The sequence below is a fragment of the Dictyobacter sp. Z7_2 genome, assembly GCF_057551105.1.
Window position 1 is genome coordinate 5,058,961 of the sequence record NZ_BAAJPE010000002.1, and the last position, 16,778, is coordinate 5,075,738.

17 protein-coding genes and 1 pseudogene are annotated in these 16,778 nt (G+C 52.2%); 11 read left to right on the forward strand and 7 right to left on the reverse strand.

Annotated elements, in window-relative coordinates; translation table 11 throughout:
* Positions 1–13: 13 nt before the first annotated feature.
* The 5 genes from AC27N8_RS34565 (at position 14) to AC27N8_RS34585 (ending at position 5,180) form a co-directional block, all read left to right on the forward strand.
* Positions 14–865 (forward strand): nucleotidyltransferase domain-containing protein, encoded by an 852-nt coding sequence (locus AC27N8_RS34565; protein ID WP_487074150.1) that lies wholly within the window; start codon positions 14–16, stop codon positions 863–865.
* Between the two features lie 247 nt (positions 866–1,112).
* A complete protein-coding gene (locus AC27N8_RS34570) occupies positions 1,113–1,313 on the forward strand; it encodes a hypothetical protein (RefSeq protein WP_487074152.1) in 201 nt (66 codons plus the stop codon).
* Positions 1,314–1,416: 103 nt separating this feature from the next.
* The gene (locus tag AC27N8_RS34575) at positions 1,417–3,639 is read left to right on the forward strand and encodes an ATP-binding cassette domain-containing protein (RefSeq protein WP_487074154.1); all 2,223 of its coding nucleotides are present in this window, start codon (positions 1,417–1,419) and stop codon (positions 3,637–3,639) included.
* Between the two features lie 212 nt (positions 3,640–3,851).
* Positions 3,852–4,256: a VOC family protein gene (locus AC27N8_RS34580; RefSeq protein ID WP_487074156.1), complete on the forward strand. Its 405-nt coding sequence runs from the start codon at positions 3,852–3,854 to the stop codon at positions 4,254–4,256.
* A gap of 174 nt (positions 4,257–4,430) precedes the next feature.
* Complete coding sequence (locus AC27N8_RS34585; RefSeq protein ID WP_487074158.1) at positions 4,431–5,180, forward strand: SDR family oxidoreductase; 750 nt, start codon at positions 4,431–4,433, stop codon at positions 5,178–5,180.
* 180 nt (positions 5,181–5,360) lie between these two features.
* Here the strand turns inward: AC27N8_RS34585 and AC27N8_RS34590 are convergent, their stop codons facing one another.
* Both AC27N8_RS34590 and AC27N8_RS34595 read right to left on the reverse strand, forming a co-directional pair.
* The gene (locus AC27N8_RS34590; RefSeq protein WP_487074160.1) at positions 5,361–5,537 is read right to left on the reverse strand and encodes a hypothetical protein; all 177 of its coding nucleotides are present in this window, start codon (positions 5,535–5,537) and stop codon (positions 5,361–5,363) included.
* Positions 5,538–5,554: 17 nt separating this feature from the next.
* The gene (locus tag AC27N8_RS34595) at positions 5,555–6,199 is read right to left on the reverse strand and encodes an HD domain-containing protein (protein WP_487074162.1); all 645 of its coding nucleotides are present in this window, start codon (positions 6,197–6,199) and stop codon (positions 5,555–5,557) included.
* A 449-nt stretch (positions 6,200–6,648) separates the two neighbouring features.
* Here AC27N8_RS34595 and iscB point away from each other — a divergent pair.
* Positions 6,649–7,312, forward strand: a pseudogene (gene iscB / locus AC27N8_RS34600) (RNA-guided endonuclease IscB); the annotation flags it as partial.
* Positions 7,313–7,508: 196 nt separating this feature from the next.
* Here iscB and AC27N8_RS34605 read toward each other — a convergent pair.
* Positions 7,509–8,690, reverse strand: coding sequence for a lactate 2-monooxygenase (locus AC27N8_RS34605; RefSeq protein WP_487074164.1), 1,182 nt, complete (start codon positions 8,688–8,690; stop codon positions 7,509–7,511).
* A 108-nt stretch (positions 8,691–8,798) separates the two neighbouring features.
* Complete coding sequence (locus AC27N8_RS34610) at positions 8,799–9,422, reverse strand: hypothetical protein (protein ID WP_487074166.1); 624 nt, start codon at positions 9,420–9,422, stop codon at positions 8,799–8,801.
* Positions 9,423–9,916: 494 nt separating this feature from the next.
* On the opposite strand from AC27N8_RS34610, the gene AC27N8_RS34615 reads away from it, so the two are divergent.
* The 5 genes from AC27N8_RS34615 to AC27N8_RS34635 all read left to right on the forward strand — a co-directional run bounded on the left by AC27N8_RS34615 (position 9,917) and on the right by AC27N8_RS34635 (position 13,869).
* Positions 9,917–10,834, forward strand: a complete 918-nt coding sequence (locus AC27N8_RS34615) for a S1C family serine protease (RefSeq protein WP_487074168.1) — start codon at positions 9,917–9,919, stop codon at positions 10,832–10,834.
* A 14-nt stretch (positions 10,835–10,848) separates the two neighbouring features.
* Complete coding sequence (locus AC27N8_RS34620; protein ID WP_487074170.1) at positions 10,849–11,799, forward strand: S1C family serine protease; 951 nt, start codon at positions 10,849–10,851, stop codon at positions 11,797–11,799.
* Positions 11,800–11,949: 150 nt separating this feature from the next.
* A complete protein-coding gene (locus AC27N8_RS34625; RefSeq protein WP_487074172.1) occupies positions 11,950–12,573 on the forward strand; it encodes a response regulator transcription factor in 624 nt (207 codons plus the stop codon).
* 116 nt (positions 12,574–12,689) lie between these two features.
* Positions 12,690–13,238: a DinB family protein gene (locus tag AC27N8_RS34630; protein WP_487074174.1), complete on the forward strand. Its 549-nt coding sequence runs from the start codon at positions 12,690–12,692 to the stop codon at positions 13,236–13,238.
* Between the two features lie 46 nt (positions 13,239–13,284).
* A complete protein-coding gene (locus AC27N8_RS34635) occupies positions 13,285–13,869 on the forward strand; it encodes an LOG family protein (RefSeq protein ID WP_487074176.1) in 585 nt (194 codons plus the stop codon).
* Positions 13,870–13,932: 63 nt separating this feature from the next.
* Here the strand turns inward: AC27N8_RS34635 and AC27N8_RS34640 are convergent, their stop codons facing one another.
* From AC27N8_RS34640 to AC27N8_RS34650, 3 genes are read right to left on the reverse strand one after another with little or no spacing between them, the layout of a single operon-like run.
* Entirely contained in the window at positions 13,933–14,790 is an 858-nt protein-coding gene (locus AC27N8_RS34640) for a class I SAM-dependent methyltransferase (protein WP_487074178.1), read from the reverse strand.
* 44 nt (positions 14,791–14,834) lie between these two features.
* Positions 14,835–15,692 carry a class I SAM-dependent methyltransferase gene (locus AC27N8_RS34645; RefSeq protein ID WP_487074180.1) on the reverse strand — a complete coding sequence of 286 codons (858 nt, stop codon included), beginning with the start codon at positions 15,690–15,692 and terminating at the stop codon, positions 14,835–14,837.
* A gap of 53 nt (positions 15,693–15,745) precedes the next feature.
* Positions 15,746–16,603, reverse strand: coding sequence for a class I SAM-dependent methyltransferase (locus AC27N8_RS34650; RefSeq protein WP_487074182.1), 858 nt, complete (start codon positions 16,601–16,603; stop codon positions 15,746–15,748).
* Positions 16,604–16,778 lie beyond the last annotated feature (175 nt).

Consider the following 16,778-nt stretch of genomic DNA (forward strand, 5'->3'; position numbering starts at 1 on the left):
AGATTATGTTGTGATGGAACATGAACTTTTGCTACAACGTCTGGTTGAGCAGCTACAAACTGTGCGAGGACTGCGAGCTATTGTCCTGGGTGGCTCATATGCTAGTGGCTCACAGCGTCCCGACTCCGATATCGATATTGGCCTCTATTATCAGGATGATCAAGCGTTGGATGTGCCCCATATTCGCTCGATCGCAGTCCGGCTCAATGATACTCCCGATCCGACCGTCACCGATCTCGGTGGTTGGGGATACTGGGTCAATGGCGGCGCGTGGCTGACGATTGAGGGCCAGCGCGTTGATTTTCTCTATCGCAACGGCGATTTTGTCGCGTCGGTCCTCGATGAATGCAATGCCGGTCATATACGCTCCGATTTCTGGCAGCAACCCGCCTATGGCTTTCACAACTTCATGTATTGCACGGAAAGTGCTATCTGTAAACCTCTCTATGATCCCGATCAGCTCATCGAGCGGCTCAAGGCCAAAGTTGCTACCTATTCTCCCCGGCTTCAGCAAGCTATCATCGATCATTTTCTCTGGAGCGCTCGCTTTACTATCGACAATACCTGTAAGCCAGCCGCACGAGGAGAAGTCTATCTGGTTACAGGCGCACTCACCCGCATTGTGCACTGTTTGGTGCAAGTCCTCTATGCCATCAATCAGACGTACTATCTCAGCGAGAAAAAATTGGCCTCCGATCTCGCAACGTTCAACATTTGTCCAGAGCAGTTTCTGGCTCGGATCAGCGCACTCCTGGGAGCAACCGGTCATACAGCCGCTCAACTACAGGCGTCTTTGAGCGTTGCTGAGACACTCTATCATGAGGTGTCTGCGTTACAGCCTCGTGAAAATCTGCGAGATCTGTAAAGCGTATGCACACACATTGGTACTATTTTGTGAGCATTGTATTACACGGTCAAAGGTCATCGAAACGTAATCTGACCAGCGAGGAATGACCCGCTCGCAATTCGCGTGATCGCGACGTGCCAGGCATCCAAGCTCGCCAACGTCTGGGAGACACATCACCGCTCCTGCATCGACGCAATGACGTGGGTTAGACCAGTATGTCCTTTACCGCTTTGAATCTCTACCAGACGAATTATAATGGAGGGGCATGTTTATACCTGTGGGTTTTATCTGGCGACAGACTTCTTCCACCGAAGAGATCAAGCAAGCATACGTAGCGGCGCGGCTCCGCCGTGCTGTCTGTGCATCGTACGACCACGTTGCCCATAGGGTTCCCTTGAGAGACGCTTCCTGGCCGATTCATACGAGCCACAGACAGCACGGCGGAGCCGCGCCGCTACGTTGGTAAGTGTTGACGCCGTGGGCGAAAGGGATTTTATCCCTTTCTTGGCAGTATAGCTATCTGATTGGCATATTATGTTACAGGGGCTATGAGAGGAGTATTTATACGTATGACTCAAGAATATATTGAGGTTCGGGGGGCACGCGAGAACAATTTACAGGATGTATCGTTGCATTTGCCTAAGCGCAGGTTGATTATTTTTACAGGTGTGTCGGGTTCAGGTAAGTCTTCTCTGGTCTTTGATACGATCGCCAATGAAGCGCAGCGACTCCTATTTGAGAACTTTAGTATGTTTGTGCGCAATTTTTTGCCTCGCTATCCCCAACCGGATGCCGATGCGATTGAGAATCTGAGTATGGCTGTGATTGTTGATCAGAAGCGCCTGGGTGGAGGATCGCAGTCGACGGTGGGCACCGTTACGGATATCTCGTCTGTACTACGCCTGCTCTTTTCGCGGATCGGTAAACCATATGTAGGTTTTGCCAATGCCTTTTCCTTCAACGATCCACAGGGCATGTGTCTGGAATGCAATGGCCTGGGCCGTAAGATTGGCATTACTCTGGACGCGTTGATTGATACAACAAAATCGCTGAACGAGGAAGCTGTCATTGCTCCGGGGCTGGCTGACTGGGAACGTGAGCTTTATGGGCAGTCTGGCTTCTTCGACAACGACAAGAAGATCGCTGATTATGCGACAGAGGAAATGGACCTGCTTCTCTACAGTGAAGCGCGCAGGCATCCAGGGCTGGCGTACAACACCTATGAGGGATTGGTATCCAAGTTTAATCGCAAGTTTGTTACACGGGACATCCAGACGCTCTCGCCGCGCATCCGGCAAAAGGTCGAGCCTTTTTTGAAGCTTGGTCCCTGTCCACTCTGCAAGGGTGCCCGGCTCAATCAAGCCGCCCTAAGCTGCAAGGTCAATGGGTACAATATTGCCGACATGGCGGCGATGGAGGTAGATGATCTTTTAGGGCTAGTCAAGGATATCACAGAACCAGCGGCGACACCCATCGTGCGCACGTTGACCGAGCGGCTGCAACATCTGGTGGAGATTGGCCTGGAGTATCTGAGCCTGGATCGATCCACCGATACATTGTCTGGAGGTGAATCGCAACGGGTTAAAATGGTCAAGCATCTGAACGGCAGTCTGGTGGATGTCATGTACATCTTTGATGAACCGAGCGTCGGACTTCATCCACGTGATGTCTATCGTCTGAACGACCTTCTGGAAAAGTTACGCGACAAAGGGAATACGGTCATCGTTGTAGAGCACGATCCCGATGTGATTCAGCGGGCCGATTACATCGTCGATATGGGACCATATGCCGGGAGCGAAGGAGGCAAGATTGTCTATGAAGGCGATTTCAGCGGGCTGCTCCTGGCCGATACGCTGACTGGCAATCATTTGCTGCGTAAGAGGCCGCTGAAGGAGAGCTTTCGTCAGGCGACCGGGGCTCTGTCAATCGTCCACGCGACGGTGAATAATTTGCAGGATGTCAGTGTCAATATTCCTACTGGCGTGCTGACGGTCATCACGGGCGTGGCTGGTTCGGGTAAAAGCTCGTTAATCAACGAAGCCTTTCTCAATCAGCATCAGGAAGCCGTGGTGATGGATCAATCATCCCTGAGCACTTCCAGTCGCTCCAATCCTGCGACCTATACTGGTATCATGGATGACGTGCGCAAGGCTTTTGCCACTGCCAATCATGCCGATGCTGGCCTGTTTAGTTTTAACTCAAAGGGAGCTTGTCCTAACTGTCAGGGGCTGGGCGTGACCTACACCGATCTCGGTTTCCTTGAGGGGGTCAAGCTGCCTTGCGAAGTCTGTGGCGGAAAACGCTTCAAGGATGAGGTCCTGGCCTACAAATTGAACGGGTCATCCATTGCCGATGTTTTGAACATGACCGTTCAGCAGGCACTGGCGTTTTTGAAGATCAAAAAGGTGCAACCAAAGCTTCAGGCTTTGAGCGACGTCGGCCTGGACTATCTGACTCTTGGCCAGCCCTTGAGTACGCTCTCAGGTGGCGAGTGCCAGCGGATCAAACTCGCCAGCGAACTTCACAAGCAGGGGAGCATCTACGTCATGGACGAGCCTACCACTGGCCTGCATCTCTCAGATATTGGTCGACTGCTCACCATCATGAACCGCCTGGTCGATGGCGGCAATACCGTCGTTGTTATCGAGCATCACCTCGACATCATTCGCAACGCCGACTGGATCATCGATATGGGACCCGAAGGCGGTCATAAGGGCGGCACCGTCATCTTCGAAGGCACTCCTCGCGACCTGCTCAACGCTCATCAGTCGCTGACCAGTCGGTACCTGTAGCCGAGCCTATGAGTGTTGACCGGGCAAGATGTTTACGCGGCAGGCTTAGCAGGGAGCAGGTGTACAGTCTCTCCAGAGGGGACTCTTTCTATGTTGATGCTTCTCAAGAGAGCACGATACGAGAAGTTTTTTGCATTTTTTATGCTAGTATGATGCAAATAGCACTATTCATGCGACTATTGTTGTCTCATTTTTGAAAGGAGTATATGTCAATGGGAAGTTCAGAGCCAAAGCTCACCCCTTTTTTGATGTTTGAGGGCAAGGCGGAGGAGGCTATGAATTACTATCTGTCTGTCTTTGAGCAAGCAGAGATTTTGAGTATTAATCGCTATGGAGCCAACGAGCAGGGCACGGAAGGAAGCGTGGCGCTGGCGACTTTTTCTGTGTATGGACAGGTTTTTAAGTGCATAGATAGTAATGTCCACCACGATTTTACGTTTACAGCGTCAATCTCATTTTATATCGCCTGCACGACCGAAGATGAGATACAGCGGATCTACGAAAAGTTATCGCAGGAGGGTGAAGTCCTGATGCCGTTAGCAGCATATCCATTTAGCTCGAAGTTTGCCTGGGTGGCGGATAAATATGGAGTTTCATGGCAGCTAAATCTAGCATGAAGCCAGGGCTTCGTTTTTGATGATGAGTTATTTGCTCCTGTGTCAGGCTATTGTTATGGATCTGTTGAGGTTTGTGATGGCCTGTGCCTGATGCTGTCCACATTTGCCAACTGGCAAACGTGTCATGGATGGCGAAAGTACGTGATAATACATATAGAAGAGGTTTATAAGGCTATGGCACAGAAACTTACAGGTAAAGTAGCGCTGATTACAGGTGCGTCATCGGGTATTGGTGAAGCTACCGCTCTGGCGTTGGCGACCGAGGGAGCTACAGTTGCGATCTCAGCTCGTCGCGAAGATCGGCTACGTGATCTGGTGAAACGCATCACTGATAGTGGTGGTAAAGCGTATCCGCTTGTAGCCGATGTGGCGGAGGAAGCGCAGGCCAATGAGATGGTGCAAAAGACGAAAAAAGAGTTTGGGCGTGTCGATATCCTTGTCAACAACGCGGGCGTGATGCTGCTTGGTTTGATTGAAGGGGCCAATACAGAGGACTGGCGACGCATGATTAATACAAATGTGCTGGGTTTGATGTATGCGACACATGCCGCCTTACCGATCATGAAGAAGCAGCAGAGCGGACATATTATTAATGTTTCGTCTGTTGCTGGCAGAGTCGCGCATATTGGCAGTGGCGTTTATAACGCGTCCAAGTTTGGAGTGGTGGCCTTCTCCGAGGCGTTACGACAGGAAGTGCTCAAATATCACGTCCGTGTCACGATCATCGAGCCGGGCGCTGTAGATACAGAGTTGACGCAGCATATTACCGATGCGGCCGCTAAGAAGTCGGCTCAGGAGATGTATAAGTCAATGAAGGCGCTCAAGAGCGAAGATATTGCAGCCGCTATCCTGTATGCCGTCACGCAACCTGATCACGTAGACGTCAACGAGATCTTGATTCGCCCGACAGAACAGGCAGGCTAAGCAACGTAAAAAGGAGGGCCGGTGAGTGCAGACATGCATATACTGTCCTCCTTTTTGCATGGAAGAAACCTGGATACTTCATCGTTTGCGTGGTTTGCATCAGTACCAGCAGGCCATAATTGCCTGATTTATACATGCTTAAGTTGTATGGATACTGCATATTGATATCCATGATATACTTCATTTGCCGAGCGACATGGTCGCTCGTGGAACCTGGACCCATAGAAGTTGATCCAGAACACCCCTTGCAAAGGAGTAAGGATAATAATGGATGTGATCACAATTCTGAAAATAGCTGCTGTGATCTGTCTGCTGATTGGGATAGCATTGATGCTCAGGCCGCTTTTGAAGAAACATAACGACGATATCCCTCTCTAGTATTCATCTTGATACGTTTCTCTTATAAGAGCCTCCTGTTCTGGCACCTGATCAGGCCAGAGTTGTGCATGAGCAGCTCGCTGATAGAGCAGCTCGAATGTTTGCTTGAGGGCCGGATCAAATTCGAGCGCGGCACGATTGTAGGCGCGGCTCTTCTCTGCCGTGACATTGTAGCTATGCCAACTGCGTCCCCCCGCAAACACGTTCTGAGCAAATGCCTGCAATTTATCTATGGCATGTGCATATCTGGCTTCAGGTGTCTTACTCTCCTCAAACTCGTACCACCAGGTATATAGCTGGGTGCTTACATCTGCGGGCAATTGTGCGAATAAAGCGTGAGCTGCTTGCTGCTCACGCTCTTTTTTGTCAAGATGTCCAATCACATCATAGGCAGGAGTGTCGCCAGCGTATATTTCTACCAGATCGTGCGTCAGGATTAATTTGAGTGCATGTTCGATCTCGATCTCGACACTCATTTCTCTGTGCAAAACCAAGGCGAACATGGCCATGTGCCAGGTGTGTTCCGCATCATTTTCATGTCGGCTCTGTGTACCGAGATACGTTGTTCGGTATATCGTTTTGAACTGGTCGATGGTCTCAAGAAATTGCAAGATGGCTGTCAGGCGTGTGCTGTCGATCATGTTTGCTCTCCCTGGATTTGTGATTCTCTGTGAATAAACTGACATCTTATTGACATGAATCATGCTTTATTTTCATCAAAATCAGGCTTGGCGGTGCTTACTACATGAATAAATTGTCACTGTACATGGCAATACTGCGATGTTATAGTATCAGTATACCTGCAAGAAATGTAGAAGTGTGGAGGAGGTTGTCAGGTACCCCATAGCTGAAGCTAGGGGCTTGTTTCGATAGGCCCACACCTGACCAGACTTGGCCTCGCAAGAGGCTCCGTTACGAGTGAAATAGGTACGATAGGGTGCTTTCCAGCCTTATCCGCTACGGTGCAGCATTAAACAGGTAGAAAGGGTAAAGCCAGTGTGTTGCATGTCAAACCACTCCGGTAACATTGTCGAGGAACACATGCACCTGCGTCAGCAGAGGCTCTGCAAAGAGCAATGGAGAAGAACCCATGTCCAACGTTTTTGTGCTAGACACCGCCAGGAAGCCCCTCGATCCGGTTCATCCGGGGCGGGCGCGCCTCTTACTCAAAGAGGGAAAAGCGGCTATCTACAGGCGCTATCCTTTCGTGATCATTCTCAAGATGGAGATCAAAGAGCCAGAGGTGCAGCCATTGCGTATCAAAATCGATCCAGGCTCCAAGACCACTGGCATTGCGATAGTCAACGATGCAACCGGGAGCGTCGTGTTTGCCGCCGACCTCTCCCATCGCGGCCAGAAGATCAAGGCCGCTTTAGATGCTCATCGGGCGGTGCGCCGATCACGTCGGCAGAGAAAAACAAGGTATAGAGCCTCACGGTTCACTAATCGCACGAACAGGAAACGAGGATGGCTTCCACCATCCCTGGAGAGCAGGGTCGCCAACGTGATCACCTGGGTACGTCGTCTGGCACGGTATGCACCGATCGCAGCTATCAGTCTGGAATTGGTGAAATTTGACCTGCAATTGATGGAGAACGCCGACGTCTCAGGGGTGATGTATCAGCAAGGCACGCTGGCTGGCTACGAAACGCGAGAATACCTTTTGGAGAAGTGGGGGAGAAGCTGTGCTTACTGTGGAGCCAAGGACACCCCATTGCAGATTGAGCACATTATCCCGAGAGCCAAAGGAGGGAGCAACACCATCACTGATATCAATCGCCTCCAGGCAGAGTTTGATGCTCTGATCGATGCAACGACCGCAGACGAGGCCGAGGAGATTCTTCTGCATCTTTCTGATGAGCCACAAGCGACGCAATAATTTAGATGTTGGTTGACAGGTGCGTGAAGCGGCCTTCAAGCGGCAAGCGGCACCTGTCAACCGGGATGGCGTCAGGAGTTTGCTGCTAAGATAGATATGTCCAGTTCGGCAAACGATGCATGTCCGCTGAGGCCGAGTGTTAGATCCAGGTCGGCGAGGAAGTTGGAGAGCACTTCGCGTACGCCAGCCTCTCCTCCAAGAGCGAGTCCCCACATATAGGGGCGTCCGAGCAGGACCGCCCGGGCTCCAAGGGCGATGGCTTTGATGGCGTCAGATGCGGTGCGGATGCCGCTGTCAAAAAGGATCGGTACGCGCCCGCCAACTGTTGTGACGATACCGGGAAGGGCGTCCAGTGCTGCGATGGCTCCTTCGACCTGGCGTCCGCCGTGGTTGGAGACGATAATACCGTCCATGCCTGCGTCGATGGCTTGCCGGGCGTCGTCGGGATGCAGGATGCCTTTGAGCAGGATGGGGAGTTTGGTCTGCTGGCGCAGGATTGCAAGATCCTGCCACGTGAGGCTGGGATTGGTGAAGATCTGGACGAAGTAGTTGATGGCTGCTGTCGGATCTTCTTCCGGTGGACGCTTGAGCGCCTGCCGAAAGGCTGGGTCGCTGAGATAGTTGCCGAGTCCTTTGCCGAGTAAAAATGGCAGGTAGGCGTTCTGGATATCGTAGGGACGCCAGGCCAGCATGAATGTGTCCAACGTCACGACGATTGCCTCGCAGCCTGCACGCTCGGCGCGTGCGACGACGCTGGCGTTGAAGTCTGGGTTCTTGCTCCAATAGAGCTGGAACCAGCGCGGACTCTCGCCCATGCCCTGTGTGATCTGCTCCAGAGGGGAGCTCGAAGCGGTGCTTATGATCATTGGGATGCCAAGCGAAGCCGCTGCACGCCCGACACCCGGCTCCGCGTCGTCGTGGACAATCGACTGGACGCCGATCGGCGCAAGTAGCAGCGGCGCGGAATATCTCTTGTTAAAGAGCTGGATGCTTAGATCTCGCTGCGAAACGTTGCGGAGCATGCGTGGCACAATCCGCCAGCGTCGAAACGCCTCCAGATTTGCGCGCATACTATCGGTCATCCCATTGAGATAGCCGCTGGCCTCTGGACTCATCGCCGCATTGGCTGCCTGCTCCAGAAGCGTCGTGTCAACGGGCAACGCTGGACGTGTCCCCGTTAATCCTTGCATGTAAACCTGGAACTGTCGCTGCAATCCATAAGAAGGAGCCTCATTGGCTGGTTGGTCGCTCATACATGGCCATCCTTTCACTTCAGTGTATATGCTCACATCGCATCATATGCCTATCATACCATAGCCTCAGATGTCTGTCTGGATTGCAGGAGACGTCCCTCTAAGACGTTAACTAAGCGAATAGGCGATTAAGAGAATACTATAGCCGATAATGCGTAAGCTATATCCCAGGGTTAAAAAGGCGGCCAGCGTGGTATCGAAGAGTTGAGGTGTCAGGACACCGAAGCCACCTCCAATCAGCAGAAAGGCCAGACACATTAGTAGTGTGAAGCGTGTCTTTTTGTCGAGATAAAGCTCGAAATAGTGGAGGAATCCGATGAGTCCAATGCCGGTGCGGATGATATTGAGTGCTGCCGGTATGTATGGATTAGGAAAGGGTGGATAAAGAGGAGTCAAGAGGGTGACAATGACGAAGATAGCCGTGAAAATAATCAGCCAGCGCTTGAACGTCTGGATAGATGTGTGTGAGTGTGCCCAGGAGCCCGCGACGAGAAAAAAGATGCCAATAATCGTTCCAACATACCAGGATACATGAGCGTTCCAGGATGTTACGTGACTATCCTGTAAATATCCTACAATCACAGAGACACCGATATCAGCCATCGAAAGGCCGATGACAAAGAGGAAATCGCTTTGTGAGAGAGCATAGACATAAAAAGCGCGTACAGCCAGGATAAAGCAGACGATACCTAATACCAGAAAAGTAGTGTTGGCCAGAATTTGATTATTCATAGCTATTGAAACTCCTTGCGCTTGGTTCATTGCTTGAGATGATTGTGCATAGGAACCCAACGAGGGTATCTGGCTCTTCTTTGTACCACCTTTCTCCCGGGACATGTCACCAATGGCTTTATTGGCGACAAAATTTGTGCAACGCAACGCTGAATGCTTGTTTCCTACGAACGAAGTATACCATAGGCATATTTGATTGTCATTACCAGCACGAATGTGATTTTGTCTGCTTGATTTCACAAATATTTGCTTTTGCCTGACGTCATGAGAGAGATACATGTTTCGTGCTATGATATGATGTAATATTCTTCTGCGTTGTCGGATAGGAGCGTTCTTTGTCAGTGATGCCACCCTGACCATTTATCCAGGTGAAAGACTAGCCAGATGACTGATGTGAGGCTGTATGCCTGAGTTATATAGTATGGCTAACAGATTCGTTTGAACAAGATGTTGTCTCACATGATTGCCACGGAAGTGGTCTTGAGGATAAAACAATGGTAGTGGAACAGACACAAAATGCGGGGCACTTGCTACGTGCTCTTTCTGATCAGATGGCTGACGCTGTTGAGCGTATCAGTGCATCATTGGTGGTCGTCAATGGGCGGCAGAGACATCCTGGAAGCGGGATCGTGTACGCGCCTGATCTGATTTTGACGGCTGATCATGTGCTTGAGCGCGAGGATGATCTGACGATTCAGACGCCTGATAAAAAGACGCTGGCTGCTCAGTTTGTTGGCCGTGATCCTGCGAGCGACCTGGCGCTGCTGCGCGTGAGCGCCGGTGGCCTGACACCAGCTGTGCCCGCCAGCCAGGAGGCTCGCGTGGGCCAGCTGACTCTGGCGGTCGGACGTGCTTCCGACGAGGGTCCGATGGCGAGCTCGGGCATTGTGAGTAGTATCGGAGGTCCGCTGCGCACTGGACGCGGGATCACGCTTGAGCGCTATATTCGTACCGATGCGACTCCCTATCCAGGCTTCTCCGGAGGTCCGCTGATCGATGTTGATGGATCTGTGCTGGGCTTGCTCACAACGGGATTGGTCAATGGGGTCGCGCTGGCTATCCCGATCAAGTTGGCGGCGCAGATTGCCGAGTCACTGGCGCATCAGGGATATATCAAGCGTGGCTATCTGGGGCTCAGCAGCCAGCTCGTGCGCTTGCCAGATGCGCAGCGTGCAGGACGTACTCAGGAGCACGGGCTTCTTATAGTCCACGTTGAGAACGACAGCCCGGCGCAAAAGGGTGGCTTGCTGGTAGGAGATATCCTGGTAGGCTTCAACGATCAGGAGATACATGAGTCCGAAGATTTGCAGCCACACCTGACCGGCGATAATGTCGGTAGGGCACTGCCTGTGCAGGTGATTCGCGGCGGAAGCTTACAGACTCTTCAGGTCACGGTAGGACAGCGTCAGTAGACAGGGAGTTCATCATGACAGATATTATTAGTACCGATACAGATACGCTTCAGCCCGATGTGCAGACGACTTTCCCGCTTCCCGATAGCTTTTCGTCTGAACTGACAGCACTGTTTAAGCGTGTGCAGCCAAGCATTGTCCAGGTGTATACCGAAGGACGAGGTGGTGGCACGGGTGTCATCTGGCAGGATGATGGGAAGATCATCACCAACAATCACGTTGTCCCCTCGGACGACGCTCAGGTGAAGGTCTCTCTCTTCGACGGTCGGACGCTGCCGGCGCAGGTTTTGCAACGCAATCCAGATCAAGATCTGGCTCTGCTCCAGATTTCGGGAGAGAACTTTCCGTCTTTGCCGTTGGCGGATTCGTCGAAGCTGCGCGTCGGCGAATGGGTCTTCGCCATTGGACATCCCTGGGGACAGCGCTGGGTCATCACGGCCGGTATCGCGAATAGCACGAGCACCGTCCAACGGAGAAATCATGCCAGCATTCAGTACATCAAATCGGATGTCGGTCTGGCCCCGGGCAATTCTGGCGGACCACTTCTCAATGCCGATGGTGACGTTGTCGGCATCAATTCGATGATCTTTGGTGGCGATCTGGCCGTCTCGATCCCCAGCAGCGCGGTGAGTACCTGGCTGGCTAACCTTCCTAAAGGACGCGTCACGCTTGGCATCGAGTTGCTGCCCGTCGAGATTCCGGAGGCGATCGGTAAAAGCTTGCAGCCCGCACGCACGACTGGCTTGCTGGTTGCTGGTCTCCCAGGACGCAAGGAGCATCTGAAAGATCTCTTTATCGGTGACATCTTGCTGGCGGTCGCGGGCAAACCTGTCAGCACGGCCAGTAGCGTACGCCAATTGTTGAATCAGGGACAAGCGGGCAATACGGCCTCCTTGACGATCCTGCGCGGAGAAAACGTCTTCACCGCAGATATCTCAACCCAGACGCAACAACTGGCAGCCTGAGAGCATCTAGCAGCCAGACCATCGGATGGTGATCGACCTCTATGATCTGGCAAGACAGGACTTTGTAGATGAAAGCAAAGTCCTGTCATATTTTCCAGTCATATGACTTCATTGTATAGCATTGTCTAGCGATGAGAGGAATTATTTTCTATGCGTGTTCTTATAATTGCTCCCACGCCAATGAGTCAGGCCGGACTGCAGACACTCTTGAACGCGACGGATATCCAGGTGATCGGTATGATGAATGCTCATACCTTTCTGACAGAAGATGCGTTGACGGCGGATGTCTTCGTTGTGACAGATGATATCCAGGTGGACGAGCTACTCCATGCGCTTCCGCAAGCCAGGCAGATGTCCGTGGTGATCCTGACCGATAAACCAGAGCCACTCCTCCCCCTGCTCTCCAACTCAGGACTACTGGCCTGGGGGATTGTCCCACTGGACACTACTCCGGCCCAACTTCAGAGCGCTGTCCATGCCGCGGCCCAGGGACTCGTTGTGCTCCCGACCAGCCGCGTCAGCCAACTCTCGGATCGACCAAGACATAGAGAGCCCGCGCTCCTCACCGCCATGGAAGAGGCACTGACTCCTCGCGAGCGTGAAGTGCTCGAATTGGTGGGGCAGGGATTACCCAACAAACTTATCGCTCGTCAACTACAGATCAGCGAACATACCGTAAAGTTTCATCTGGCCTCCGTCTCGACCAAGTTAGGAGCAGTCAGCCGCACCGATGCTGTGCGCCTGGGTCTGCGTCAGGGGCTGATTACCTTATGAGATAGGCGCGAAGAAAGTAGTAGTTGCTTCAAGGCTACGCTACAGGATTCATCAGGATCAATTCTGGCCTATATCTGTGTTATGCTACTGTGAGATGCGTCAGAGAGACAGCATCTATGTCGCATAGACAGATTGCCTTTCAAGGCTATAATAGGAAAGGGATTGTGATGGATACATCCAACCGAGTTGACCCGCCATCTGTTGGCTCTGAGCGAGAGTTGCTCACGGCCTTCCTTGACTATCTTCGGCAGACGGTCTTGTGGAAAGTTGATGGCGTAAGCGATAGCGATCTGAGGCGTACGATGACGCCCTCGGGACTTACGCTACTAGGAGTAGTCAAGCATCTTGCCTATGTCGAGCGCTCCTGGTTCCAGCGAGATTTCGCAGACGATGACGTATCTTTTCCCTGGACTGACAAAGATCCCGATGCCGACTTTCGGATTGAGCCTCATGAGACGACCGCGGACATTCTTACGCTCTACAGGAACGAAGTGGAGCGCTCACGCGAGATTGTCGCGGCATCTTCACTTGAAGATATCGCACGTGGAGAGAGACGGCAACAATCGCTGCGCTGGATCGTGATCCACATGATTGAGGAGACCGCTCGGCATAACGGCCATCTCGATCTGATGCGCGAAGCGATCGATGGACAGACTGGCGAATAGTTACCGGGTACGTTTTCTTATAGTATTAGTAGGAAAGGCACTGTTAATGCGTCGTATTTGTGTCTATGCTGGCTCGAACAGCGGAGAACGTCGGGAATATCAGCTCGCTGCTCAGTCCTTGGGTGAGGCGTTAGTGACGCGTGGCCTGGGATTAGTCTATGGCGGCGGTCAAGTTGGATTGATGGGGACGATCGCTGATGCTGTACTGGCTGCGGGTGGAGAGGTCATTGGCGTGATGCCTCGCGCTCTGTTTCCTCAGGAGATCGCTCATCAAGGTCTGACCACTCTGTACGAGGTGGCCAATATGCACGAGCGTAAGGCCATGATGGTAGATCTTGCCGATGGTTTTGTGGCTCTGCCCGGTGGTCTGGGGACCTATGATGAGTTGTTTGAGACGCTGACATGGGCACAACTTGGTATCCATCAGAAGCCGATTGGACTTCTCAATGTCGCAGGATATTTTGATCCCTTGCTGGCACTGCTCCAGCACACCATGGCTGAAGGTTTTATGCGTCCTCAGCATGTTGAGCTGCTTCTGCATGCTGAGAAAGCATCCGATCTGCTGGATAGTCTGGCGGGATATATCCCGCCTCCACGTAGCTTAAAATGGACTGATCCTCCAAAGCGCTAGCGCTGTATCCTATCGATGGATTGAGCAAGCAACAGCCTGGCGATGGCTTCAATCCACTCTTCATCATCCTGGTTTTTGACCGGTGGCGGATAGATAAAAGAGTTGTGCGCAAAAATCAGGCGTTTGTAATTCCTGAAGCATGCGTTCGTAGAGGAAAGTCACCTCTGGTTGCGTGGTGACTTTCCAATGGATGAGAAAGGGTTGGAGGAGCTTGAGCGCTGTTTTGTTGTTACTGTAGGATGCTTGATGGGCTTTTGTGCCGGCCGAAAAGTTGAAGGCAAAGGCGCGTTGCTTGATCTGCTCAAAGCCCTGCTGCTGGAGCAGGCGCGGTAAGAGTGGCGTGATGCCGAACATATTCCCTTCGGGGGCGAAACAATGTCCCGCGTAGCGCATCGCACGTACAATCAATGCGTTATACTGTTCGAGTGCCGCGCTGGTACTGGTGCCAAAGTTTTCGCCTTCGATCAGGCAGAGGGTGCCGCCGGGACGCAGGACTCTTCGGCATTCACGTAGCAAGTCGGGCCAGTCAGAAGTGCGCATAAAGGCGGTGATGAGGCGGGCCTGGACAAAGTCGAAGCTGTGATCGGGAAAAGGCAGGCCTTGCTGCACATTCATATTCAAAAAATGGGCGTTGGGGAGCTCAGTGACGAGCGACGAGGCATAGGCGATCATCAATTGACTGATGTCACCGCCTGTCGCCTGGATGTGTGGATAGCTCTGGGCGACGTCACGAACCCATTGACCGGGGCCACAGGCGATGTCAAGTACATCCCGGAGGTTGGATGGGTCGATCTGAGGTGGGAATAAACCTCCCATATCATCAGTAATGAGCGTTGCTTGCAGTATGAGACGAGCCATCTCAGCCGCATTTTCAGCATCCACAAAGTAGGTCGTCTCTTGTTGCGTATCGTGTTCGGACATCGTCGACTCCTTTCTCGTTGCCTCAGTCTGGTGACGAGGGCTCTTCATGCTTTTTGACCCGAGGCGGCCAGATAAAACCATTGCCCACAAAAGTCGGGTGTGAGCATGTCCTGCAGGGCACGCTCATAAATAATGTCGATTTCTTCCTGCGTTGTGACCTGCCGTTGCAAGAGAAATGGTTGGACGAGCTTCATGGCCGTTTTGTCGTTGGCGTATAATGCGGCATTGGCCGGACGGCCGGCCGAAAAATTGAGCGCATAGGCACGCTGCTCAATGTGTTGAAAGCCCTGCTGTTGGAGCAGGCGTGGTAAGAGTGGCGTGATGCCGAACATATTGCCCTCGGGCGCGAAACAATGTCCCGCGTAGCGCATCGCACGGACCAGTAGCGCGTTAAACTGTTCAAGAGCCGCACTATTACTGGTTCCGATGTTTTCGCATTCGATCAGGCAGAGCGTGCCTCCGGGCCGTAAAATTCTACGGCATTCATCGATCAGCCGAGGCCACTGCGTGGTGTGCATGAAGGCTGTCAGGAGCCGCGCCTGCACAAAATCGAAACTTTGATCCGGGAAAGGAAGAGGTTTCTGCACATCCATATTCAGGAAGTGGGCGTTGGGGAGCTCTGCGATGAGCGACGAAGCGTAGACAATCATCAATTGACTGATGTCGCCACCGGTTGCCTGGATATGTGGATAGCTCTGCGCCACATCGCGGACCCATTGACCGGGGCCGCAGGCGATGTCGAGTACGCTCTGAAACGATGATGGATCAAGATGAGGCGGAAATAAGATTCCCATGTTTTCTGAGATTTGAGCGGCCAGCGTCACCAAACGAGCCATCTCGGCGGCATTTTCCGCGTCAATAATATAGGTATTTGTCTTCGTTGGAGATTCGTGCCTGGACATGTAGATTCCTTTCTCATTGTCGTGTTGCATTTATTCCGATTGATATGAAGCGCTCAACGTTTTTGACCCGAGACGGCCAGATAAAATAATTGCCCGCAGAAATCAGGAGATTGCATATCATAGAGCGCTCGCTCGTAGAGGATATCAACTTCCTTCTGTGTGGTGACTTCACATTGAATCAGAAAGGGCTGGACAAGCTTTAATCCTGTTTTGTGATTGTTGTACATAGCCTCGTTGCCTTTGTGACCAGCCGAAAAATTGAGCGCAAAGGCTCTCTGGGTGATTTGCTTGAAGCCTCGATTCTCAAGCAGGCGTGGTAGGACCGCCGTGATACCAAACATATTGCCCTCAGGCGAAAAGCAGTGTCCCGTTCGTCGCATGGCACGAGCGATTAACGCGTTCAACTGCTCAAGCGCAGCACTGTTGCTGATCCCGCAGGTTTCACCTTCGATCAGACAGAGCATCCCGCCTGGCCGCAGGACTCTGTAGCACTCGTTGATCAGAGCTGGCCATTCTCTGGTGAGCATGAAGGCTGTGATAAGTCGCGCCTGGATAAAGTCGAAGCTGTGGTCGGGGAAGTCGAGAGGATGTCGGACGTTCATGAGCTGGAAGTGTGCATTGGGGAGATCGCTGATCAGAGTCGAGGCGTAGGCAATCATCAGATGGCTGATGTCTCCTCCCGTGACCCGCATCTGCGGATGCGATCTGGCCACGTCTCGGACCCATTGACCGGGGCCGCAGGCCAGGTCGAGTATGTCATGGGACGCCGATAGGTCGAGCTGAGGCGGAAATAAGCTTCCCATGTCTTCCGATATTTGAGCAGCTAAAGTCATTAGACGGGCCATCTCGGCGGCATTTTCAGCATCAATCACGTACGTACTCCCATCCGAGAGCGTCTCATTTTCGGACAAAGTTGAACTCCTTTATTGAAAAATTCATCAGATACCCGCCAGTCATTACGATTGCTATAGCGGGTGTTTCCCTGCATTTTCTTTTTGTGATGCTAATCCGAATAATTGTTATATGTGAGTATTTCGCTATATCATCTCGTATTGTAGTACATTGCAAACCAGTAACACAAGAGGA